Below are 20,841 nucleotides of genomic sequence, written 5' to 3' on the forward strand. Positions count from 1 at the left end.
GAACGCCGGGGCAGGCTGGTTCCGGCCATCCGCGGGGCCCCGGGCGGTCGCCCGCCCGGTCTGCGCGGATCCCCCGGATGGCCGGGATGAGCCCGGCCCCGGCGTCCGCTTCGACTACACGCCGGCCGGCGCGGCCTCAGCGGCCTGCGCTGCGGGCGGCGCGGGCGGGGCATCGCAGGCCTTGCCGGAGTAGAGGCCTGCCAGAAGCGCCTTCCTGGTGTTGGCGGTCTGGATGGTGTTGGCCGCCTGGGCCTTCACCGCCTCACCGCGCTGGCGGGCCAGGTTTGCCGCCTGGTTGGCGAACATGCCGAGCCCGGGCACGCGCCCGAGCGCGCCCGAACGCGCCAGGCCCTCGACGGCGACGGTAGAGGCGAGTCCGGCGCCACGGGCCGCCCCGTCCGCGCCGCCGATCTGGCCGTTGGCCGTGGCGATCACCTGATCCATCCGACCGCTCTCGGCGGCAATGGCGTCGCAGCCCATGGATGCGTCGGTGGCGTAGCTGACCTGCAGCTGTGGTTCGGCCGCGAAGGCCGGGATGGCGAGCATGGCGACGGCCAGCCCGACGGCGAAAGTCTTGCGCATTTAGACCCCCCTGATGAACAGCCCAGGAGAAACCCCTGAGGATTCCGAGGGTAAGGGGCCACGGTGGCCCCGCCCTCCCCCAATTGGGGGTGTCAGGCCAGCAGGGCGACCACGGCGTCGGGATGAGTGAACTGGGGTAGGACGCCGGCGCCTTCGAGAGTGCAGCGGCGCACGTCGGCAATGCCCAGCCATGCGGGATCCCTGCACCCCGGAAGCTCGCTTGAAAACGCGAGGGTCCAGGCCTTGGCAGGCAGGCCGGCCGGGGCTTCCCAGCCATTCGCATAGACCGCGTGCTCGGAGGCGAAGCCCCAGACCGAGCGGGCGCACAGGGCCTGGATGTCTCGGATCAGGAACTGGCGGACGGCCGGTTCCCGCAGGGCCGAGGCGTCAGGCGGCACATCGCTGAAGGCGCGGTGCAGGATGCGCTCCAACAGCTGGGTGGTGGCCTGGCGGCGCAAGAACTCCGCGAAAACAGCGACGAGGTCGGGATTGCGCAGCAGGTGCTTCTGGACCCCCGCCACGAATGTGTCGCGGTCGTCGGCGAGCGACATGGGCGGGTGCGGGTTCAAGATCGCCACGCGACCGAGGAGCTGCGGATAGGCGCAGGCGAAGCCGAGCGCGACAGGAATGCCCGTGTCGCGCGCCAGCATGTGCGCGGACTTCAGGCGCAGGTGCTCCACCGCCGCGGCCATGTCGGCCGCGCCGGCCGTGACGTAATCGGCGGTCGCGGGATCGGTGAGCCCGAAGCCCGGGCGTTGCAGCACGATGGGCCGGTACCCAGCGGCGACGAGGCCTGCACGAAAGCGATCGGGCAACCGGCGCCCGGCCGCGGCGCCGTGGAACACGAACAGCGGCTCCCCGTCGTAGGGGCCATAGTCGATCAGTGCGATCCGGCGGGCGCCGTCCAGCGCCGACAGAATGCGCAGCCGCCCGCCCCCTTCTTCCTCGCCAAGCACCGCCTCGGTGGCGTCGGCCAGGGCCACCAGTTCGCGGGCCTCGACCAGCAGGCGCGCGAGGTCTTTTGCGCCCTTCGCCCCGGTCTTCTGCAACACCGACTTGATGTGGGTCTTCACTGTTTCAGGTCGCACGCCCAGCACTTGGGCCGCTTCGGGCGACGTGGCCCCGCGGGCCACCAGCGTCGCGGCGCGAGCCTCGGCGGGGGTGAGGCCGAACGCCGACTCGGCTATGGCCTCGTCGCCGCCGGGCTCGCCGGCCGCGTCCCCTCCGGCCGCGCACATGATGCCGATGAGGCGGGCGACCAGTTCGGGCGTGCGGCGCACACCGGCCTTGGCGTTTATCCGACGCAACGCATCTCGCGCAGTCTCGCGGCCCACGCCGGCGTCGGCGGCGGCGACGTCGAGATTGGGGGCGAACAGCAGGGCTTCGGCCAGGCGGGCCTCCAGAGCGGTCAGGTCGAGTGCGCGGGCAGCGCGGCGCGCCAGTTCCGAGGAGCGCGAGGGGGCGCTGACCACGACGACCAGGCGTCCGGGCGCGGCCTGGAGCACTGCGGAGGCCTCGGGTTCGAGCTGCCAGCGGGCGGCCGAGGCGGCGTCGCCCACCCAGGCTGTGAACGCGGCGCCGGCGGCGCCTTCCACCAAGCTTACCACCGGGCCGTCGCTCAGCGCGCGTTTCAGAAGGGGACGCAGGTCGCCGGAATCCCGGAACAAGGCCCGGTATGCGCGGTCTGCGAAACAGACGTCGCCGCGGGCGGTCATGACCGCGGTGGCCAACGAGCGGCGGTCGGCCAGAGCGCCGCCGATCGCCGGAAGGGCGTCGGAAGCGGCGGTGAGGTCCTCGCGGGCGCGGGCGCTGTCGGCCAGAAGGGCGTCTTCCACCAGGGCCCAGGAGTCGAGCAGCACCTCGACCGGCGCGCCTCGGGGCCCACCGGCGCGGAGCAGCTCGGACAGTGGAAGGATCTTGGCGGTCATGCGCAGTCTGAATACGGCCAGGCCGGGGCCAGGTTGCAATGTGGGATGACGCCGCTGCTGCAAGCGGCGGGCCAGCGTATCCGATTGCAGGCCCAGGTGATCCTCAATCGCTGCGGAGAGCGGCTCGCGGCAGGCGACGACGACGCCCGCAGTCGCACGCGGCCCAAAAGCGGCGTAATTGGGCGGGCATGAACGACCGCGACATCTACCAGACGCTGTCCATGGTGGCCGACGAGCTGATGAAGCTCTCCGAAAGCGCCGAGACCGTGGTCGGTCAGACCGCCCTGATCACCGCCGCCAGCACGATCGCCGGCACGGCCAAGGCCGTGTACGACCACGTGGTGGGCGGCGAGGGCTCGCACTAGCGGGCGTCTACCTCGTGTAGCTGGCCAGCCAGTCGGCGAGGTCCTGGGGCGCCATCGTCCGGGCGTTGGCCAGGGCCGCGACCTGAGCCCGACTCACCAGCTGCTTGCCGGTCCGGGGGTCGACGACCAGGAGGGCCGGCACGCCCTCGAGGCGCTCGGTGATCCCGTAGCGCGCAGGGATCTGTAGGTTCCTGTCCATCCGCCCGACGTCGACGATGACGATCTCGAAGTGGCGGGCCAGGAAGGTCTTCAATTCCGGCAGCTCCATGGTGGCCGCCAGGATCCGGCAGTCTCCGCACCAGTTGCCGCCCATGTCGATGAGCACGCGCCTGTTGGTGGCCTTCGCCCGAGCCAGCGCCCTGTCGAGCGCCGCTGTGGCGTCCGCCGTCTCGTCATAGGGATAGGGAAGCGGCGTCCTCAGCTGGGCATAGCTGGCGATGCTGACCCTGGGCGCCGGCGCGGCGGCGGCCACTCCGCCCGTTGCGATCGCGAGCAGGGCGGCCACCGCCAGAACGGCGGGGGCGGAAACGATGCGGATCATGGGCCCTCCCGGCTCGCCGCCAGCATTTGAGGAGGGCGTGGCGACGGTCAAGGGCGGGGGCGGTCAGGCACGTGGGGCGGAACCGCGGCGCCGCGCGGGGGTTGGAGCCGGCCACCCCCACGAAAGGACAGACGATGAGCGACAAGACCCACACCCCGGCCGAGGTCGAGGCGAAGCTCTGGAAGGCCATCGAGCACCACAAGACCGGCATGCTGGGCGTCACAGGCGACAGCCACCACTTCCAGCCGATGACGGCCTTTGCGGAGCCGGAGACGCAAACGATCTGGTTCTTCACGCCCCGGGACGGCGACCTGGTCGAGGCGGCAGGCGTCGGCGCCGAGGCGATGTTCCATTTCCAGAGTCGCGAGGTCTATGCATGCCTCGACGGGCGGCTCAGCGTGGACACCGACCGCTCGCGCGTCGAGCGCTTCTGGAACCCCTCGGTGGCGGCCTGGTATCCCGAAGGCAAGGACGACCCGAATCTGACCTTGCTGCGGTTCGATCCCTCGGACGCCGCGGTTTGGCTCGTCGAGGGCGGGCTGGTGAAGTATCTGTTCGAGGTGGTGAAGGCCAACGCCAGCAAGTCGACCCCCGATGTGGGCGAACGGCGTGACCTGAACTTCCACTAGGCGCCCTTCCTGAGGCGGAAACGCGGCGGCGGACAACAGTGCGTCGCCGCGTCCCACCGCCCCACCTGATTCGACTGATTCGGGCGAGCGCGGCCTCGCCTGGTTATAGTTGGGTCGGACAGTCGACACAGGACGTCGCTCATAATCAGCATTCATTTCTCGCAGTCGACTAAAGTTCTCCCCTAATCCCCGCTCGCACTCTTCGAAATGTCGAGTTCTCGACGGTCCAATTCTACGCGCGTCGATACGCTGAAACTCTTGCAGGTAGAGCAGCGTTTCCAGTCCCCGATGCAAAGACCACTTCCAGCGGTGCAGAACAGCCTGCTCGACTCACTTCCGGCTGAACACCTCGCGATGATCGCGCCCCACCTGACCCAGATCGATCTGGAACGAGGGCGTCTGATCTATGATCCCGGCGATCCCATCGACCAGGTCTACTTCCCGCACGACGGCGTCATATCGCTGATGACGCTGATGGCGAGTGGCGAGGCGATCGAGAGCGGCACGATCGGACCGGAGGGCGCGCTGGGCCTCGCGGCCGCCGCCGCGCCGCGCCAGTCCCTCAGCCGCGCCGTCGTCCAGACCCCGTTACGGGCGGCGCGGATCAGCGCCGAGCGGCTGCGCGAGATGTGGCCGCTAAGCGCCGCATTGCGCGGCCTGATCGACCGTCACGCCGAGGCGCTCTACAGCCACGCAATCCAGTCCGTCGCCTGCAACGCGCTGCACTCGGTGGAGGCCCGCTTCTGCCGCTGGATGCTCGCCTGCCACGACCGCATCTCCACCGACACGATCGCCCTCACCCAGGAGTTCCTGGCCGACATGCTGGGGGTGCAGCGCACCACCGTCACCGCCGTGGCCCGCTCGCTGCAGGAGAAGGGCGTGATCCGGTATCGGCGCGGCGTGGTCGACGTCATCGACCGACAGGCCCTGCAGGCGCTGTCCTGCGAGTGCTACGGCGTGGTGCGCGGCAACTACAAGCGGCTGTTGGGAACCTAGCCCGCCGGGTTGCGGCGATCGGGTCGCGTGTCTCGCGGCCATTGCGCAGGATCGATTTTCGCCGCTTTTGGTGTGCTATCAGGCGGTTCAAGCGGAACCACCGCAACGCTGATCGGGACGAGAGCGATGACCCTTCAAACGCGCAGATTCCTGCTCGCCGCCGGCGCCGTGGCCGCCCTCGCGCTTGCGGCCCCCGCCGCCTGGGGCGCCGATGTCGCCGGGCCGGCGACATCGCTGGCCTCGCCCAAGTACGGGACATGGGGCTTCGACGCGAGCGGCATGGACCGCAGCGTGAAGCCCGGCGACGACTTCTACCGGTTCGCCAACGGCAAGTGGGTTGAGCGCACCGAGATCCCCGCCGACCGGACCCGCTTTGGCAACTTCGACATCCTGGCGGCGCTGTCCGAGGACCGCCAGCGCGCCATCCTCGACGATGCGGTGGCTGGCAAGCTCTCCGATCCCGACGCCGCCAAGATCGCCGCAGGCTACGGGGCCTTCATGGACGAGGCCCTGGCCGAGAAGCTGGACGCCGAGCCGATTGCACCGTTCCTGGCCGAGATCCGGAAGGTCACGACCAAGGACCAGTTCACCGCCTTGATGGGCAAGGCGCCGGTCAGCGCGTTCTCGACCATCCTGCCGGTCTTCCCGAGCATCGACCAGCGCTCGACCAAGCAGTACGCGATCTACGCTGGGACGGCCGGCCTGGGGCTGCCGGACCGCGACTACTACTTGCAGCCGGCGTTCGCGGAGAAGAAGGCCAGCTACCAGGCCTACATCGAGCAGTTGCTGAACATGATCGGCTGGGAGAGGCCGAAGGAGAGCGCCGCGGTAATCGTGGCTTTCGAGACCCGGCTCGCCGAAGCCACCTGGACCCGTGTCCAGCGGCGCGACCGCGACAAGACCTACAATCCGATGACGATCGCCGAGCTGAACGCGGCGACCCCGGGCTTCGACTGGAACCGCTACCTGGTCGGCTCCGAGCTGCCGAAGGTGGAGCGGATCGTGGTGACCACCAACACCGCGTTCCCCAAGTTCGCGGCTGTCTATGCCGAGACGCCGTTGGAGACGCTGAAGGCCTGGCAGGCGTTCAACGTCGCCGACGGCGCAGCGCCCTACCTCTCAAAGCGGTTCGTCGACGCCAACTGGCAGTTCCGCAGCAAGGAACTGGGCGGTCAGCCGGAGCAGAAGCCGCGCTGGAAGCGGGCCGTGGCGTTCATGGACGGCGCGATCGGCGAGTCTGTGGGTCGCGTCTATGTCGCCCGCTATTTCCCGCCGCAGTCCAAGGCGAAGATGGACGCCCTGGTGACCGACGTGCGTACCGCGCTGAAGGCGCGGATCGAGAAGCTCGACTGGATGGGCCCGGACACCAAGGAACGCGCCCTGGAGAAGCTCGCCAAGTTCACCGTCAAGATCGGCTACCCCGAGACCTGGCGCGACTACGCGAAGCTCGAGTTCAAGGCCAACGATCCCTACGGCAACGCCCTGCGGGCCAACAACTTCGAATGGCGCCGCCAGGTGGCCCGCCTGGGCGGCCCGGTCGACAAGCGCGAGTGGGGCATGACCCCGCAGACCGTGAACGCCTACTATAATCCCCCCAACAATGAGATCGTCTTCCCGGCCGCCATCCTACAGGCGCCGTTCTTCGATCCGGACGCCGATCCAGCGATCAACTATGGCGGCATCGGCGGCGTGATCGGCCATGAGATCAGCCACGGCTTCGACGACCAGGGCCGCAAGTCTGATGGCGACGGCACGCTGCGCGACTGGTGGACCGCCGAGGACGCGGCCAAGTTCAAGGCGCAGACCGATCGGCTCGGCGCCCAGTATTCAGCCTTCGAACCCCTGCCCGGCCACAAGATTCAGGGCGCGCTGACGATGGGTGAGAACATCGGAGACATGGGCGGGCTCTCGCTCGCGCTGGACGCCTACCACGCCTCCCTGAAAGGCAAGCCGGCGCCGGTCATTGACGGCCTGACCGGCGACCAGCGGGTGTTCCTGGGCTGGGCGCAGGTGTGGCGCCAGAAGATGCGCGACGAGCAGTTGAAGCAGCGCCTCGCCACCGATCCGCATTCCCCCGCCACCTACCGCGTGGACGGCACGATCCGGAACATCCCGGCTTGGTACCAGGCTTTCGACGTGAAGCCCGGCGACAAGCTGTACGTCCCGCCAGAGGAGCGCGTGAAGATCTGGTGAGGCCTCCGCGCCTGCCTCGCAAGCCGAGCCAGGCGCGGGTCCGACGTCCGGAACCGACGCTCGCGGGCCCCGTTCTGGTCCCCCGGGTGGGCGCTTCAGAAGGACGAGCTGATGAGAATGATGACCGCCTGCGCCGCTATCCTGGCGCTCAGCGCAACCGCCGCCGTGGCCCAGCAGAAGCCGGCCGCCATGCAGGTCACGCCCCCTGCGAAGACGACCGCGCCTGCGGCTGCGCCGGCCGCCGGCGCCAACGTCAGCGCCACCACAGGCTTCCGCGCTGGTCTCCCGGTGCAAGACGCGCAAGGCGCGGCCATCGGCACGATCGCCGACGTGATCAAGACCCCGGATGGCGCGACGACCTACAAGGTCACCGTCGACGGCCGCAACGTGAACCTGCCGGGCTCCGCTCTGACCCTCAATCCCACCGGAGCCGCGGCCATCAGCACGATGTCTAAGGCCCAGATCACCGCCTCGACCGCACCGCCGACCTAGGGTTTGACTTCGCGGACCAAGGGCCTAGCCTCCCTTGCGTCCGACGAAGGAGTTCCACATGCGACTGGCGCCCATCCTGATCCTCGGCGCCGCGGCGCTGGCCATGCCGGCCCTGGCGCTCACCGTCTCGCCCGCACCCAACCGCGACCAGGCCCAACACCTGCAACAGGAGCGGAGCAGCGGCGGCGTCGACCTGCGCAACACCCTCGCGGCCGGCGGCCGCCCGTTCGCCGGCGGCGCCCCCTCCGGCTCCACCTACAGCCAGTCCCAGAGCTTCGGGTTCGGTTCGGTGACCACGACCTTCAGTTCCGACCGCGACGACTTCGGCTACGGCCGGGACGAATTCGGCTACGGCTCCGGAGGGTTCCGCCAGACGCCCGTGGGTCCGGTCTATATGGGCCAGGGCCTGCGACCCCTGCGGCCGCTCCAGCCCCGCCGCTAGCCGCGCGCCTGCACTGCGCGGGCCTCGTTCAGCTCCAGTCGCACGCCGTTCGGGTCTTGGAAGAAGGCCTGGCGGAAGTTCGTGCCCGGCACCGGGAACACGTCGCAGCGGCGCCCCGCCGCCTTCAGGCGTACGACCACCGCGTCAAGGTCCGCCACCTCGAAGGCGGCGTGGTTGAGGCCAGAACGGTCGGATGGCTCGACCTCCCGGGTCGACAACACCAAGTGCACGATCGGAAATCCCCCGGCGTAGAGCCAGTGGCCCGGGAAGTCGAAGGCCGGCCGGTCGCCCTCCGTCAGGCCCAGGATGTCGACGTAGAAGTCGCGTGTCTCCTGCAGCTTCGTGGTGGAGATGTTGATGTGGTCAATGGCGCGGATCGTCATGGGATCACCTCACGGACCTTCGAGGCTACCACCGCAAGCTGGCCCACGTCGCGGACGGCGCCGCGGGCGGCGTTCGTGGTCATGGCGGCGTAGGCCTGCAGCGCGGGCGAGACCCTGCGGTTGCGCGGTTGCGCGGGCTTCCACGCCTCCTCGCCCTTCGCCGCGCGGCGCTTCGCGAGGACGGAGTCCGCCACGTCCAGGCTAAGCACCCGGTTCGGGATGTCGATGACGATCCGGTCGCCGTCCGCCACTAGGCCGATCAGCCCGCCCTCGGCGGCCTCCGGCGAGACGTGGCCGATGGAAAGGCCCGAGGTGCCGCCTGAGAACCGGCCGTCGGTGATCAGGGCGCAGGCCTTCCCGAGACCCTTCGATTTCAGGTAGCTGGTCGGATAGAGCATCTCCTGCATGCCAGGCCCGCCCTTCGGCCCCTCGTAGCGGATCACCACCACGTCACCCGCCTTCACCTGGCCGGTGAGGATGCCGCTGACCGCCGCGTCCTGGCTCTCGTAAACCCGCGCCGTCCCGGTGAAGGTCAGGATCGACTCATCGACCCCAGCGGTCTTCACGATGCAGCCCTCGGGCGCGAGATTGCCGAATAGGACGGCCAGCCCGCCGTCCTGCGAGAACGGGTGCGTCGCCGCGCGGATCACCCCCGCCTCGCGGTCCAGGTCCAACTCGTCCCAGCGCGACGCCTGGCTGAACGCCACCTGGGTCGGCACGCCGCCCGGCGCGGCGCGGTAGAAGGTCTGCACGGCCTCGTCCTGCGTCCGCACGATGTCCCAGCGGTCCAGCGCCGCGCCCAGGGTTGCGCTGTGCACCGTGGGCTCGTCGCGGTGGATAAGACCGCCGCGGTCCAGCTCGCCCAGGATCGCCATCACCCCGCCCGCGCGGTGGACGTCCTCCATGTGCACGTCGGCTTTGGCGGGCGCCACCTTGCACAGACACGGCACGCGGCGGGAGAGCCGGTCGATGTCGGCCATGGTGAAGTCGACCCCGGCCTCATGGGCGGCGGCCAGCAGATGCAGCACGGTGTTGGTGGACCCGCCCATGGCGATGTCCAGGGTCATGGCGTTCTCGAACGCCTTGAAGCTGGCGACCGCGCGCGGCAGCACGCTCATGTCGTCCGCTTCGTAGTGGCGCTTGGTGATCTCCACGATCAGCCGGCCGGCTTCCAGGAACAGCGCCTCGCGGTCGGCATGGGTGGCCAGCACCGAGCCGTTGCCCGGCAGCGACAGGCCCAGCGCCTCGGTGAGGCAGTTCATGGAGTTGGCGGTGAACATGCCCGAGCACGAGCCGCAGGTCGGACAGGCCGAGCGCTCGATGGCCACGACGTCGGCGTCGCTGATCTTGTCGTCGCCGGCGGCGATCATGGCGTCGACCAGATCCACCGCGACGGTCTTGCCGCCCAGCACCACCTTGCCGGCCTCCATCGGCCCGCCGGAGACGAACACGGTCGGGATGTTGAGCCGCAGCGCCGCCATCAGCATGCCGGGGGTGATCTTGTCGCAGTTGGAGATGCAGACCAGAGCGTCGGCGCAGTGGGCCTGGACCATGTACTCGACACTGTCGGCAATCAGCTCCCGCGAGGGAAGACTGTAGAGCATCCCGTCGTGGCCCATGGCGATGCCGTCGTCGACGGCGATCGTGTTGAACTCCTTGGCCACGCCCCCGGCGCGCTCGATCTCGCGGGCGACCAGCTGGCCCAGGTCCTTCAGGTGGACGTGGCCCGGCACGAACTGGGTGAAGCTGTTGGACACCGCGATGATCGGCTTGCCGAAATCGGCGTCCTTCATGCCGGTGGCGCGCCAGAGGCCTCGCGCGCCGGCCATGTTGCGGCCGTGGGTGGTGGTCCGGGAGCGATAGGGCGGCATGCGAAGGTCCTGGTTGCCCACGCGTCGTAGCCCATGACCACGAGGCGGTGAAGGTCGGGCCGCCGCCATAACGCGCGGCGCCCAGTGGATTCCGGCTTCCCCGCCGCCGGGTCATGCCCGTAAACCCGCGTCTGCACAGGAAAAGGGTGAAGCATGGACCTGGACTGGAGTGACGCCGACCGCCGGTTCCGCGACGAGGTGCGGGCGTTCCTGGACGCCAAGCTGACGCCGGAGCTGCGCCACGTCGGAAAGACCCTGACCAGCGTCTACGCCGAGTACGACGTGGGGATGGCCTGGCAGAGGATCCTGCTGGAGCAGGGCTGGCTGGTGCCCGCGTGGCCGAAGGAGTGGGGCGGCTGCGGCTGGACGGTGAACCAGCGCTACATCTTCGCCCAGGAATGCGCGCGCGCCGGAACCCCGCCGGTCTCCCCCATGGGGATCGGCATGTGCGGCCCGGTGCTGATCGGCCACGGTACGCCGGCGCAGAAGGCCCACTTCCTGCCGCGCATGCTGTCCGGCGAGGACTTCTGGTGCCAGGGCTACTCCGAGCCGGAATCCGGGTCGGACCTCGCCTCCCTGAACATGAGCGCTGTGGAGGACGGCGACGACTTCATCTGCAACGGCCACAAGCTGTGGACGACGCACGCCAACGTCGCCAACTGGATCTTCTGCCTGGTGCGCACGGCGCGGGAGGCCATCCCGCAGCGGGGGATCACCTTCCTGCTGATCGACATGCGCACCCCGGGCATCGAGGTGCAGCCGATCATCTCGCTCAGCGGCGAGCACATCCAGAACCACGTGTTCTTCACCGACGTGCGGGTGCCCAAAGCCAACGCAGTCGGGCGCGAGGGCGAGGGCTGGACGGTGGCCAAGTACCTGATGCAATTCGAGCGCGGCGGCGGGATGAGCACGCCCGGGCTGTTCGTGCGGCTGCGCAAGATCGAGGCGATGATCGCCGCCGAGCTGGCCGGCCGTCCCGACCTGGAGCCGGAGGCCCGCGCCCTTCGCCGACAGGCGGCCGAAGCGGCCGTGCAGATCTCCGCCCTGGAGGCGGTGGAGCTCCGGCTGCTGTCGAAGCTGTCGGCCGGCGAGGCGCCTGGGCCGGAGTCCTCGATGCAGAAGACCGTGGGCAGCGAGCTCAGCCAGCGGCTGACCGAGATCGCGCTCGCCGCCGCGGGCCTGTTCGCCCAGGCCTACCAGCCGCACCTGGTCTCGCCGGGTGGGCCGGTTCCGGGCTTCGTGCCCCCGAATGACGGCGCCGGCGTCGGACCGGACTACAGCTGGACGGTAGCGGCCAAGTACCTGAACGACCGCGCCGGCTCCATCTACGCGGGCACCAACGAGATCCAGCGCAACATCATGGCCAAGGCGATCCTGGGGCTGTAACGCGCTCCCCTCGTGGGGTGGGGCTACTGGACCACCGCGCCGCCGATGATAGTCGCGGCCACGAACTCGGCGGAGGGCGCGGCGAGCACGTCGCGCAACGGCGCTTTCAGCAGGCACAGGTCGGCCGGGGCGCCGGCCTCCACCCGCCGCGGGCGACGGCCCGGTGCGGCGGGGTCGTCCAGGTAGAGGGCGAGCGCCGCCTCAGGGCTCACGCGCTCGTCCGCACCCAGCATCGCGCCATCTGCGGTGCGGCGGTCGATGGCGGCGGCGATGCCTCGCCAGGGATCGGGCGAGGCATAGGGGGCGTCGGAACTGGCGGCCACGGGCACCCCGGCGGCCGTCAGGCTGGCGCAGCGGTACAGGTCGACCCGGTCGGAGGGGGCCACGTCGCGTAGATAGCGGTCCCCGCGCTCGCGCACGAAAGCGGGCTGGGTGACCACCGTCAGGCCGAGGTCGCGCAACTGGCCGATGGCGTCCGGCGGGATCACTCCGCCGTGCTCGATGCGATCGCCCGGGGCTGCGCCGGCGGCGGTGAAGGCAGCCAGCGTGAGCGCCAGCTCAGCGGCCGTGACGCAGTGAACCGCGACCCTGCGATCCCAGGTGCGGGCGCAGGCGATGCGGTCGGTGAAGTCGTCGAACTCCGGCAGCGCGTGGTCGTCCAACAGCACCTTCAGCGGACCCACCGCGAAGGCCCCGTCGGCCGCCGCCGTGAGCGCCCCGCCGCTCATCAGCGTCAGGCGCTGCGGCAACTCGCCCGCACGGTGCGCGGCGGCCAGCCTTGCGGCCGCGTCGTCGTCGGTGGTGACGCTGGCGTCGGTGAGCGCGGTGATCCCGCAGGCCGCCAGCCGCGCGCCCACGGGGGCGAGCGGCGGCGGGTCAGCGCCGATCCGCCGCCGCAGCCACGCGTCGCCGCGCCAGATGCGGCCGGTGTCGCGCTCCAGGCTGGGCGGGTCGCCGCCCTCCCCCAGCGCGGCGAGCGCCAGGCTGTTGAGGATCCACAGCGAACCCGTCTGGTGCTGCACGCGCAGCCTGTGGCGGGGGGCGAGCGCGTCGAGGCGGGCGCGGGTGAGGTCGCCTGCCATGGCCTCATGGTAGCCCAGCACGCGGATCCAGGCGCCGGGCGGCTTGGACGCCGTGGCCTCGGCGATGCGCGCGGCGAACGCAGCGGGGCTGGCGACGCCCTCCAGGCTCACGGACTCGGCGCGGGCCGCCAGGGCGAACAGGTGGATGTGGTGGTCGCAGAGCCCCGGAATCAGCGCCCCGCCCCGCCCGTCCAGCTCCGGACCCGCCCCAGCCAGGCGCGCGCCGATCCCCGCGATGCGGCCGCCCTCGATACGAACATCCAGCCCCACGCGGCCGGCCACCTCGACGTTGCGGATCAACAGCCTCACGCCACGAGGCCCATCTGCGCCGCCGCGCCGGCCGCGCAGGGCGCGAGCCCCGCGTCGACGAACATCGCGCCGCCGCTGTAGAGGGCCTCGAACGCGCCGATCGCGGCGGCCAAACCGGTGACGGGATCGGCCAGGGCGTCGCCGAGGAAGCGGGGCTCGCCGGCCTGCGCCCACTCCACGAGCCCGCCCGCGGCGGCGGCGTCATCCCCGAACGCCACCCGCTGGCCGTGCGTCCAGCCGTAGCCGGTCACCGAGACCCAGACGGCGCCGCCGGCCACGATCTCCTCAGGGTCGAATCCCAGGCTGGGGAACGCCCGCGGGCGCGCGCCGGTGATCACCAGGTCCGCGGCCAAAACGGCCTCGCGCAGCGCCGCGCGGCCGCCCGGATCGGCAAGGTCGACCGCGAGCTCGCGCTTGGCGCCGTTCAGCCGGCGGTAGAACTCAGGCGTCGCATCGCGGATCGCGTCGGGACGGCGAACGCTCTCAACCTTGGTCACGTCGCAGCCGGCGGCCGCCAGGATCGCGCCGCACATGGGGCCGGCCCACATGGCGGAGAGGTCCACGACCCGCGGCGCGCCCGTCCGATCCCGGGCAGGCCCGTGCAGCCGCAGGTTCGCGTCCGGCGCGCGGCGGACCATCTCGCCGACCGCGCCGGCCGGCAGGCCCAGCATTGCCGCATCCGCCACCAGCTGGGCGCGGGCGCGGGCGGGCGCCAGGCGCTCGATCTGGCTCCAGGGCTCTTCGCCGAGGTCGCCGTGCAGCCAGGCGGGGACCAGCTCGCGGTCCTCCGGACGGGCGAGGTTCACCGCGATCCAGCCGTCGGCGGCGCGGACCAGGCGACACGCCCTGTTGCAGGAGACGTGGCCGGGCGGATCGAGTTGCAGGTGGCCCTGGCGGTCGGTGACGCCCATCGCCGCGACGTCGACGCGCGCGCCAAGCTGGGCGCTCAGCTCCGCGACGCGGGCGGACAGGTCCGACAGCACATCCTCGAACGCCTTCATACGGCCGCGTCCACCAGACCCCAGGCCAAGGCTGTCGGCAGGTCGATTACGGCCCCCGAGATGGCCATGAAGGCGGCGCGATGGCGGCCGATGCGGCGAGGGATCGTCGCGGTGCCCCCGGCGCCGGGGATGAGACCCATGGAGACTTCCGGCAGGCGGAAGAACGCGCCCTCGACGGCCACGACCCGCGCCGCAGCGGCCGGGACCTCGATGCCGGCGCCGACGCAGGCGCCGTGCAGGCGGGCCGTGAGCCGCGGGCCCAGGTTCCGCGCGCCCCGGGCGGCGGAGCGCAGGACGCGGATCAGGTGAGCTTGGCCCGGTTCGGCGGCACTGCCGAACTCGTCGAGGTCGCCGCCGGCGCTGAACGCCGGCCCGGCGCCGGTCAGAACGACCGGTGGCGCATCGGGATGTTCGGCGGCGAAGTCGAGGGCGGCGCAGAGCTCGTCGCGCATCCGGGCGTCGACGGCGTTGCGCGCGGCGGGGCGGTTCAGGGTGATCGTGAGCGCGCCGTCCACCTCGCCGATCAGGACCCGCGGCGCGGCGTCGTCTGAACGCTGGCGGGGCGGGTTGGCGGCCCGCCAGGCGCGGAAGTCCCGTGACGCCAGCAGCATGGAGTAGGCCAGCGACTCCTGGACCAACGCCTGGTCGAAACCCACGGCGAGCGAGCCCCTCAGCACCTGGGCGGCGACGGCGGCGGCGGTCGGCTGGCGGGCGATCTCGGCCTCCAGATGGGCGATCGCGGCGTCGAGGTCAGCGACGCCCACCCAGGGCCGGGGGGCCGCCGGGTCGCAGCTGAGCAGGATGTCGAAGCCTTCGAGATCTTCCGGCCCCGGGCGCGCGCCCGTGCGATGAAGTCCCACCCGCACGACGCCCGCGCCACCGGTCGACGCTGCGCCGGCGTCGACCACCGACACTCCCGCGCCGCCCAGTTCGATCAGGTCGGCGATGAGGCCTTCGCGGATCACCGCACTCCTCCGGCCGTCAGGCGGGCTCCTTGGCCACCTCCGCCTTCAACTGGCGGCGCAGCAGCTTGCCAGTATCGTTGTACGGCAGGGCCGCGCGGAATTCCCAGACCTCCGGGGTCTTGGTCGAGCGCAGCCGCGCCTTCACCCAGGCCGCCAGTTCGCCGATCGAAGGCTTGCCGCCGTCCTTTGCCACGACGACCGCGCAGACCTTCTCGCCCCACTCGTCGTCCGGTACGCCCAGCACGGCGACGTCGTCCACCTGCGGGTGCTGGCGCAGCACGTCCTCGATCTCGCCGGGGCTCATGTTCTCGCCGCCGCGGACGATCACGTCGTCGAGGCGGCCCTCCACGAACAGGTAGCCCTCCTCGTCCATCCAGCCGCCGTCGTTGGTGGCGAACCAGCCGTCGTCCCGGAGCATCTTCTTGTGCGTGTACTCGCCCGAGACCTGGTCGCCGCGGACGTAGATCTCGCCCGACTGGTTGGGACCGAGGACCGCGCCGTCGTGACCGCGGATCTCCACCTCGAGCGAGGGCAGCGCCCGGCCGACCGAGCCGAGGCGGCGGCGCACCACCTCATCGTCGGAATATATCGCCATGCGGTGGTCGTCGGGTCCCAGGATCGAGATCGTCGAGGACGTTTCCGTCAGGCCGTAGGCGTTGGCGAAGTCCACATGCGGCAGCAGGTTCAGCGCCCGCTCGATGATCGGCAGCGGCATTCGCCCGCCGCCGTACGAGATGGCCTTGAAGCTGGGCAGGGTCTCGCCGCGCGCCTCCAGCACGTCCAGGATGCGGCCCAGCATGGTCGGCACGACCATGGCGTGGGTGATGGCCTCCGAGGTCGCGACGTCGACCCAGCTCTCCGGGGTAAAGGCGTCGAGGTGGACGATCCGCCGGCCCGAATAGCACCCGGTCAGAACCGCAGAGACGCCCGCGATATGGTACGGCGGCACGCTCACCAGGGCCGCCTCATCGTCCTCCGAACCCAGGAAGTCGACGGTGGAGATCACATAGGAGGTGAGGTTGCGGTGGCGCAGGATGGCCGCCTTGGGCTCGCCGGTGGTGCCGCTGGTGAACAGGAGTACGGCGATGTCGTGGTCCACGTCGAGGAACTCGGCGTCGCAGTCGCCGTGGACCCGGCACGCCGCCTCGAAAGCCGTGCGGGAGACGACCGTCACGCCGTCGCATGGCGCGAGCCTGCCGACCATGTCGTCGTCGACGATGGCCACCGAGGGCGCGGTGCGGGCGACCAGCTTCGACAGGTCCGCGTCGGGAAGGCGGTAGTTCAGCGGTGCAAACGGGCGCGCGAGCATGCCGGCGGCGAACAGCGCCGTCGGCAGCGCCGGACCGTTGAGGCCCACGAAGGCGACGTTGATCCCCCCCAGCTGCTCCAGCCAGGCCGCGCCGTGGTGCGCGCGCCGACGCGTCTCGGCGAACGTCAGGCCATCGGCGCGCAGTCCCAGCGCCAGGCGGTCCGGCGCCGCATCGGCGATCATGTCGAGGAGCAGCGCGGTGTGCATCTAGTCGGACGCCGGCAGCTTCTTGGCGTCGGTGGCGGAGATCGCGCGGCCATCGACCGAGAGCGAGCCGGCGCCGGCCTTGGAGCAAAGGGCCTCCAACCCGGTCTCCGGGTCAGCATAGCGCTTGCCGGCCGCGCTGCCTGCGGAATGGTCCGCCGAAAGGACGCCGCCGGCCTCCTTGGCCTGACCATGCGGGATGACCGGCGCGCCGCCGCACTCCAGGCTGGCCGGCGTCTTGGGGGGCCGCACCACGACGAACTCCGCGTCGCAGACGGCGCTCTTCCAGCGCGATCCGGGTTTGAGCTCCATCATTCCACTCCCAACTGTCTGCTTTTCTTGACCCATGTCCCTAGACGCGCACCCGGCCGTCGTCCACCCGCTCGCGGAGGAGTTGACGTGAGGTCGCGATTGCCCGGCGCCGGAGCGCGGCCTAACCTCCACACAGCCACGCAGGAGACTTCGCCATGGCCGACGGCTTCGTCCTGGAGATTCCCGAGCAGCTCGGCCAGCCCGTCGCCGCCCAGCGCAAGGCGCAGGCGAAGACGCGGGAATGGCCCGCCGGCACCCGCATCGTCTCGGCCGACAGCCACATGCTGGAGGGCGACCTCTGGATCGACCGGTTCCCGGCGCACCTTAGGGACGCGGCGCCGCGCATGATTTTCCGGGAGGGCGGCTGGGACCTCTCGATCGGCGGCAAGTCGATGACCCCGACGCCCTTGGCGCAGCACCTCTGCGACGTGCTGGAGTGCTATCCGGGCCTGACCGACATCGAGGCCCGCCTGAAGGACCTCGACATCGAGGGCGTGGAGAAGGAACTGATCTTCCCGCAGCGCCTGTTCGGCCTGATGATGTTCGGCGAGATCCAGAACCGCGAACACGTCTTCTCCGCCTACAATGAGGCGATCGCCGAGCAGTGCGCCAAGGCGCCGACGCGGCTCTACTCGGTGATGGTGCCCACCTACTGGGATCCGGAGGCCGCGAAGGACAGCGTGACGCGCTGCGTCGAGTTGGATGCGCGGTGCCTGATGGTGCCGATCAAGCCCGGCAAGTTCGCCGACGGCAAGCCGATCCAGTACAATCACCCGCGCATGGACCCCCTCTGGGCCGCCATCGAAGCCAGCGGCCTGCCGCTGGCCTTCCACATCGGCGAGGCGATCCCGACGGCCGAGGCGGGCGCGACCGGCGTCTCGGTGCTGACCCAGATGCAGGGCTTCCGGCAGAACTGGGCGCAACTCACCTTCGGCGGCATCTTCGACCGCTTCCCCGGCCTGCGGGTCGTGTTCGTGGAAGCCGGCCTCTCGTGGATCCCCGGCATGCTCCACGACGCCGACATGGTCGTGCACTCGTTTCCCACCTCGGTGAACCCGAAGCTCAAGCACCCGCCGTCCTGGTACTGGCGCAACCACTGCTTCGCCACCTTCATGACCGACCCGGTCGGGCTGGAGCTGCTGCACCGGATCGGGCCGGAGACGGCGATGTGGTCGTCGGACTATCCGCACCAGGAGAGCACCTTCGGCTACACCCGCGGGGCCATCGAGGCCGTGTTCCGCGCCTGCAGCGTCGAGGATGCGCAGATGATCCTGGGCGGCACAGCCCTGAAGCTCTTCCGGATGGACAATTGAACCCGCTAGCCGAAGCCTACGCCCGCGACGGCGTGGTCCACATCCCGGGCGCTCTGGACGCCGCCGCTCTGGCCGAAGCCGAGGCCGCGTGGGCGTGGAGCCTGGCCAATCCCGGGCCGCTGGCCGCGAAGATCCCCACCAAGGCGTCCGACGCGACCTTCTACCAGGACCTCTACAATCCCGACGTTCTGACCGGGTATCGCGCGATGCTGCAGGCCTCGCCGATCCCGAAGCTGGTGGCCGACCTGTGGGGCGGCGGCGACGTCTGGTTCATGTACGAGCAGGTGTTCCTGAAAGAGGGCGGCGAGGCGCGGCGCACGCCGTGGCACCAGGACAGCTCCTACCTGGCGGTGGCCGGCGATCAGTTGGCCGTGGCCTGGATCACCTTCGATGCGGTCGCCAAGAGCGAGTCGCTGGAGTTCGTCCGCGGCTCGCACCGGGGCCGGCTCTACAATGGCTCGCGCTTCGACCTTGAGGACGACACCCTTCCCACCCATCCGACCTCGTCGCTGCCACGGCTGCCCGACATCGAGGCCGAGCGGGACAAGTGGGACATCGTCTCCTGGGCGGTCGAGCCGGGGGACCTGATCGTCTTCCACCCCGCCATGCTGCACGGCGGCGCGCCGACCCATCCGGGCCAGCGACGGCGCACCCTCACCCTGCGCTTCTTCGGCGATAACGCCGTCTACGACCCCCGCGAGGGCGGCGCCGGGCCCAGGGTTTCCGGATTCCATCAGCGCATGAAGGCCGGCGACCCCTTCCGCGACCCCCACTTCCTGCAGTTGGCTGTCTAAGCGGCGCACCGCCCCGTGCGCGGGATGGAAGCTGGAGCGGATGAAGGGAATCGAACCCTCGTCGTGAGCTTGGGAAGCTCCTGCTCTACCATTGAGCTACATCCGCATTTCAAGCACTTAGCTCGAAGCTCGATCGCCGGTTTACAGTTCAGTTTGCACTTTCCGTTCCGGCGGCGTTCTCCGATAGCCGTGCCGCCGCCGCCAAGCAAGCCCAGGCGTGCAGCGTGGCTGTCATCAGGAAAGCATGTGAGCCACAAGTGTAGCTAAGTGAGGCTCCGCGGATTAGGGGTCCGGCAAGTCCGGCCGGCCGAGGCGCTGACGTACTAGTGCTGGCCTGCCATCGTGATTGCGAAGGCGATAGCCGCTGTGGCCATGACGGAGACGCCAAAGCCAATCGCCAGCTCTACAATCTGCTCGCCCTTAGGCGTGCTCCAGAAGTCTCTCCGATACATCGTGTAACCTTAGCTGTCGGGCTGTCCGCCCCCCGGCCACCCAAACTGCTTAGCTGCAGCTAGGTTCCGGAGAACCGGCCGTGGGTCTTATCGGCTGGTCGTCCAGGCCAGCACCGCGGCGCCGCGATACCAGCCCAACGGCTCGCCGCTGCTACGTTGAGGCTCAGTTGCCACCCCAATGCGATACCCGCGCACGACGTCTGACAGGCCTGCAGGGATATGGCCGTCCCGGATCTGGCCGACTAGGTCCAGCACGCGGGCGAAGCCTCGGGGCTGCCGCCGAGAGCCTCAAGCGCGTAGGCAATCTCCATAGGCCCGCACGAGCGCCAAACATCCCTCGGCGCCCACGCCTGCATGATCTGATCTCGAGCCCAAAAGTCCGCCGCGCTTCCGCCCATGAATCGAACAAACACGGAACAACTGCTGACAATCAAGAGACGCGGAGTTACCTAGGCCCGAGCAGGAAATGCGGCACAACAGGCTTAGGGGGTTTAGACGGCTAAAGAGCGCCGACGCCGAAGCACCGCGCCCATTGCACTGAAGCCCAAGATCATCATGGCCCAAGTCGCAGGCTCAGGAATGGCAAACGCGGTCAAGCCCACCAGCTCACCACTTCCCAGCGACCCGACTAGCGTGGCGCCGCCGGTTGCCAAGTTGAGCGTATAGAATTGGCTTCCAACGTTGAAGTAGGCGCTTTGCGACAGCCCGGCGATGTCGAAACCAATTCTGTCCGTAGGCGCGAGGGCCACGCCGAGCGGGCCTACGCTGATGTACTCGCCGCCATTGGGATTGGTTGAGCGCAGCAACTGGTCGCCCGCCGCGTCTAAGCCCTAGAGCGTGGTGCCCGTGGCCCCCGCAAAGCTGTTCGTGTAGGCCGATCCCACGATGTCAAAGACGGCATTCGAGCCAGCGTCTCGGATGGTGGCGTCGGTGATTGTAACCGCGTTGGCCGGATTGATACGCAGGTTCTGGTCCGTGTCGCCGATGAACCGAAGGCGATCAACTGTGGGGTTGAAGTCAAGCCCGTAGCCTGCCCCGGTCAGAGTGCCGATGTCCCCGACAAGGCTGGCGGCATAGCCGCCGCCGGACAGCGAAAGGCTGTACAGATTTCCATTGGTGGCGACGGAATAGAGTTGGTTGGTCGCCGGCCGCAAATCGATGCCCGTCAGGACGTCGCCGCCTAGCCCCGTGATCGCCAGCGACGAGGCGACCGTACCCGGCGTCGCCGAGTCGAACGTCACGATCCGGTTGTCGGTGGTGAGGCCGAATATGCCCTCGGCCTGACCCAGCCC

20 protein-coding genes, 1 tRNA gene and 1 pseudogene are annotated in these 20,841 nt (G+C 69.9%); 9 read left to right on the forward strand and 13 right to left on the reverse strand.

Annotation, left to right across the window (positions count from 1 at the left end; translation table 11 throughout):
• Positions 1 to 114: 114 nt before the first annotated feature.
• Together QZV94_RS07355 and QZV94_RS07360 are read right to left on the reverse strand one after the other, a co-directional pair.
• Positions 115 to 582, reverse strand: a complete 468-nt coding sequence (locus QZV94_RS07355; protein WP_293677160.1) for a hypothetical protein — start codon at positions 580 to 582, stop codon at positions 115 to 117.
• Positions 583 to 674: 92 nt separating this feature from the next.
• Entirely contained in the window at positions 675 to 2,510 is a 1,836-nt protein-coding gene (locus tag QZV94_RS07360; protein ID WP_293677161.1) for an alpha/beta fold hydrolase, read from the reverse strand.
• Positions 2,511 to 2,698: 188 nt separating this feature from the next.
• Here QZV94_RS07360 and QZV94_RS07365 point away from each other — a divergent pair, with 188 nt between their 5' ends.
• Positions 2,699 to 2,875 carry a hypothetical protein gene (locus tag QZV94_RS07365; RefSeq protein WP_293677162.1) on the forward strand — a complete coding sequence of 59 codons (177 nt, stop codon included), beginning with the start codon at positions 2,699 to 2,701 and terminating at the stop codon, positions 2,873 to 2,875.
• A gap of 7 nt (positions 2,876 to 2,882) precedes the next feature.
• On the opposite strand, the gene QZV94_RS07370 is transcribed toward QZV94_RS07365, so the two are convergent.
• Positions 2,883 to 3,416, reverse strand: coding sequence for a thioredoxin family protein (locus QZV94_RS07370; RefSeq protein WP_293677163.1), 534 nt, complete (start codon positions 3,414 to 3,416; stop codon positions 2,883 to 2,885).
• A 134-nt stretch (positions 3,417 to 3,550) separates the two neighbouring features.
• Between QZV94_RS07370 and QZV94_RS07375 the strand changes: the two genes are divergently transcribed.
• The 5 genes from QZV94_RS07375 (at position 3,551) to QZV94_RS07395 (ending at position 8,168) form a co-directional block, all read left to right on the forward strand.
• A complete protein-coding gene (locus QZV94_RS07375; protein WP_293677164.1) occupies positions 3,551 to 4,045 on the forward strand; it encodes a pyridoxamine 5'-phosphate oxidase family protein in 495 nt (164 codons plus the stop codon).
• A 354-nt stretch (positions 4,046 to 4,399) separates the two neighbouring features.
• A complete protein-coding gene (locus QZV94_RS07380; protein ID WP_293677165.1) occupies positions 4,400 to 5,041 on the forward strand; it encodes a Crp/Fnr family transcriptional regulator in 642 nt (213 codons plus the stop codon).
• A 126-nt stretch (positions 5,042 to 5,167) separates the two neighbouring features.
• The gene (locus QZV94_RS07385; protein ID WP_293677166.1) at positions 5,168 to 7,234 is read left to right on the forward strand and encodes a M13-type metalloendopeptidase; all 2,067 of its coding nucleotides are present in this window, start codon (positions 5,168 to 5,170) and stop codon (positions 7,232 to 7,234) included.
• Positions 7,235 to 7,345: 111 nt separating this feature from the next.
• Positions 7,346 to 7,726, forward strand: coding sequence for a hypothetical protein (locus QZV94_RS07390; RefSeq protein WP_293677167.1), 381 nt, complete (start codon positions 7,346 to 7,348; stop codon positions 7,724 to 7,726).
• Between the two features lie 58 nt (positions 7,727 to 7,784).
• The gene (locus tag QZV94_RS07395; RefSeq protein ID WP_293677168.1) at positions 7,785 to 8,168 is read left to right on the forward strand and encodes a hypothetical protein; all 384 of its coding nucleotides are present in this window, start codon (positions 7,785 to 7,787) and stop codon (positions 8,166 to 8,168) included.
• On the opposite strand, the gene QZV94_RS07400 is transcribed toward QZV94_RS07395, so the two are convergent.
• Complete coding sequence (locus QZV94_RS07400; protein ID WP_293677169.1) at positions 8,165 to 8,551, reverse strand: VOC family protein; 387 nt, start codon at positions 8,549 to 8,551, stop codon at positions 8,165 to 8,167. The genes QZV94_RS07395 and QZV94_RS07400 overlap by 4 nt on opposite strands.
• Entirely contained in the window at positions 8,548 to 10,422 is a 1,875-nt protein-coding gene (gene ilvD, locus QZV94_RS07405; RefSeq protein WP_293677170.1) for a dihydroxy-acid dehydratase, read from the reverse strand. Before ilvD ends, QZV94_RS07400 begins: the two co-directional genes overlap by 4 nt.
• Positions 10,423 to 10,575: 153 nt before the next feature.
• Here ilvD and QZV94_RS07410 point away from each other — a divergent pair, with 153 nt between their 5' ends.
• On the forward strand, positions 10,576 to 11,808 hold the full coding sequence (locus QZV94_RS07410; protein ID WP_293677171.1) for an acyl-CoA dehydrogenase family protein: 1,233 nt from the start codon (positions 10,576 to 10,578) through the stop codon (positions 11,806 to 11,808).
• Between the two features lie 23 nt (positions 11,809 to 11,831).
• On the opposite strand, the gene QZV94_RS07415 is transcribed toward QZV94_RS07410, so the two are convergent.
• Genes QZV94_RS07415 through QZV94_RS07435 form a run of 5 tightly spaced genes read right to left on the reverse strand, consistent with a single transcriptional unit; the run spans position 11,832 to position 16,993 of the window.
• Complete coding sequence (locus QZV94_RS07415; RefSeq protein WP_293677172.1) at positions 11,832 to 13,199, reverse strand: amidohydrolase family protein; 1,368 nt, start codon at positions 13,197 to 13,199, stop codon at positions 11,832 to 11,834.
• A complete protein-coding gene (locus QZV94_RS07420) occupies positions 13,196 to 14,200 on the reverse strand; it encodes a CoA transferase (RefSeq protein WP_293677173.1) in 1,005 nt (334 codons plus the stop codon). The genes QZV94_RS07415 and QZV94_RS07420 overlap by 4 nt, the downstream gene beginning before the upstream one ends.
• Positions 14,197 to 15,165, reverse strand: coding sequence for an enoyl-CoA hydratase/isomerase family protein (locus tag QZV94_RS07425; protein WP_293677174.1), 969 nt, complete (start codon positions 15,163 to 15,165; stop codon positions 14,197 to 14,199). The genes QZV94_RS07420 and QZV94_RS07425 overlap by 4 nt, the downstream gene beginning before the upstream one ends.
• Positions 15,166 to 15,181: 16 nt before the next feature.
• A complete protein-coding gene (locus tag QZV94_RS07430) occupies positions 15,182 to 16,681 on the reverse strand; it encodes a class I adenylate-forming enzyme family protein (protein ID WP_293677175.1) in 1,500 nt (499 codons plus the stop codon).
• On the reverse strand, positions 16,682 to 16,993 hold the full coding sequence (locus QZV94_RS07435; protein WP_293677176.1) for a hypothetical protein: 312 nt from the start codon (positions 16,991 to 16,993) through the stop codon (positions 16,682 to 16,684).
• A 152-nt stretch (positions 16,994 to 17,145) separates the two neighbouring features.
• Here QZV94_RS07435 and QZV94_RS07440 point away from each other — a divergent pair, with 152 nt between their 5' ends.
• Both QZV94_RS07440 and QZV94_RS07445 read left to right on the forward strand, forming a co-directional pair.
• The gene (locus QZV94_RS07440) at positions 17,146 to 18,303 is read left to right on the forward strand and encodes an amidohydrolase family protein (protein WP_293677177.1); all 1,158 of its coding nucleotides are present in this window, start codon (positions 17,146 to 17,148) and stop codon (positions 18,301 to 18,303) included.
• Complete coding sequence (locus tag QZV94_RS07445) at positions 18,300 to 19,097, forward strand: phytanoyl-CoA dioxygenase family protein (RefSeq protein WP_293677178.1); 798 nt, start codon at positions 18,300 to 18,302, stop codon at positions 19,095 to 19,097. The genes QZV94_RS07440 and QZV94_RS07445 overlap by 4 nt, the downstream gene beginning before the upstream one ends.
• Before the next feature lie 32 nt (positions 19,098 to 19,129).
• Here the strand turns inward: QZV94_RS07445 and QZV94_RS07450 are convergent.
• The 3 genes and pseudogenes from QZV94_RS07450 to QZV94_RS07460 all read right to left on the reverse strand — a co-directional run.
• A tRNA-Gly gene (locus tag QZV94_RS07450) sits at positions 19,130 to 19,203 on the reverse strand.
• Positions 19,204 to 20,040: 837 nt separating this feature from the next.
• Positions 20,041 to 20,151 carry a PEPxxWA-CTERM sorting domain-containing protein gene (locus QZV94_RS07455; RefSeq protein ID WP_293677186.1) on the reverse strand — a complete coding sequence of 37 codons (111 nt, stop codon included), beginning with the start codon at positions 20,149 to 20,151 and terminating at the stop codon, positions 20,041 to 20,043.
• A gap of 3 nt (positions 20,152 to 20,154) precedes the next feature.
• Positions 20,155 to 20,790 (reverse strand): annotated as a pseudogene (locus QZV94_RS07460) (DUF4394 domain-containing protein); the annotation flags it as partial.
• Between the last annotated feature and the right edge of the window lie 51 nt (positions 20,791 to 20,841).

It is taken from the genome of uncultured Phenylobacterium sp. (genome assembly GCF_902826855.1).
In the GTDB taxonomy this organism is placed as follows: Bacteria; Pseudomonadota; Alphaproteobacteria; order Caulobacterales; family Caulobacteraceae; genus Phenylobacterium.

Bases quoted from the DNA above. Each gene is read 5' to 3' on its own strand.
- QZV94_RS07375 (WP_293677164.1), top strand. From the start codon at position 3,551: ATGAGCGACAAGACCCACACCCCGGCCGAGGTCGAGGCGAAGCTCTGG.
- QZV94_RS07420 (WP_293677173.1), bottom strand. From the start codon at position 14,200: ATGAAGGCGTTCGAGGATGTGCTGTCGGACCTGTCCGCCCGCGTCGCG.
- QZV94_RS07440 (WP_293677177.1), top strand. From the start codon at position 17,146: ATGGCCGACGGCTTCGTCCTGGAGATTCCCGAGCAGCTCGGCCAGCCC.
- QZV94_RS07390 (WP_293677167.1), top strand. From the start codon at position 7,346: ATGAGAATGATGACCGCCTGCGCCGCTATCCTGGCGCTCAGCGCAACC.
- QZV94_RS07430 (WP_293677175.1), bottom strand. From the start codon at position 16,681: ATGCACACCGCGCTGCTCCTCGACATGATCGCCGATGCGGCGCCGGAC.
- ilvD (WP_293677170.1), bottom strand. From the start codon at position 10,422: ATGCCGCCCTATCGCTCCCGGACCACCACCCACGGCCGCAACATGGCC.
- QZV94_RS07355 (WP_293677160.1), bottom strand. From the start codon at position 582: ATGCGCAAGACTTTCGCCGTCGGGCTGGCCGTCGCCATGCTCGCCATC.
- QZV94_RS07385 (WP_293677166.1), top strand. From the start codon at position 5,168: ATGACCCTTCAAACGCGCAGATTCCTGCTCGCCGCCGGCGCCGTGGCC.
- QZV94_RS07370 (WP_293677163.1), bottom strand. From the start codon at position 3,416: ATGATCCGCATCGTTTCCGCCCCCGCCGTTCTGGCGGTGGCCGCCCTG.
- QZV94_RS07435 (WP_293677176.1), bottom strand. From the start codon at position 16,993: ATGATGGAGCTCAAACCCGGATCGCGCTGGAAGAGCGCCGTCTGCGAC.
- QZV94_RS07410 (WP_293677171.1), top strand. From the start codon at position 10,576: ATGGACCTGGACTGGAGTGACGCCGACCGCCGGTTCCGCGACGAGGTG.
- QZV94_RS07380 (WP_293677165.1), top strand. From the start codon at position 4,400: ATGATCGCGCCCCACCTGACCCAGATCGATCTGGAACGAGGGCGTCTG.
- QZV94_RS07360 (WP_293677161.1), bottom strand. From the start codon at position 2,510: ATGACCGCCAAGATCCTTCCACTGTCCGAGCTGCTCCGCGCCGGTGGG.
- QZV94_RS07395 (WP_293677168.1), top strand. From the start codon at position 7,785: ATGCGACTGGCGCCCATCCTGATCCTCGGCGCCGCGGCGCTGGCCATG.
- QZV94_RS07365 (WP_293677162.1), top strand. From the start codon at position 2,699: ATGAACGACCGCGACATCTACCAGACGCTGTCCATGGTGGCCGACGAG.
- QZV94_RS07400 (WP_293677169.1), bottom strand. From the start codon at position 8,551: ATGACGATCCGCGCCATTGACCACATCAACATCTCCACCACGAAGCTG.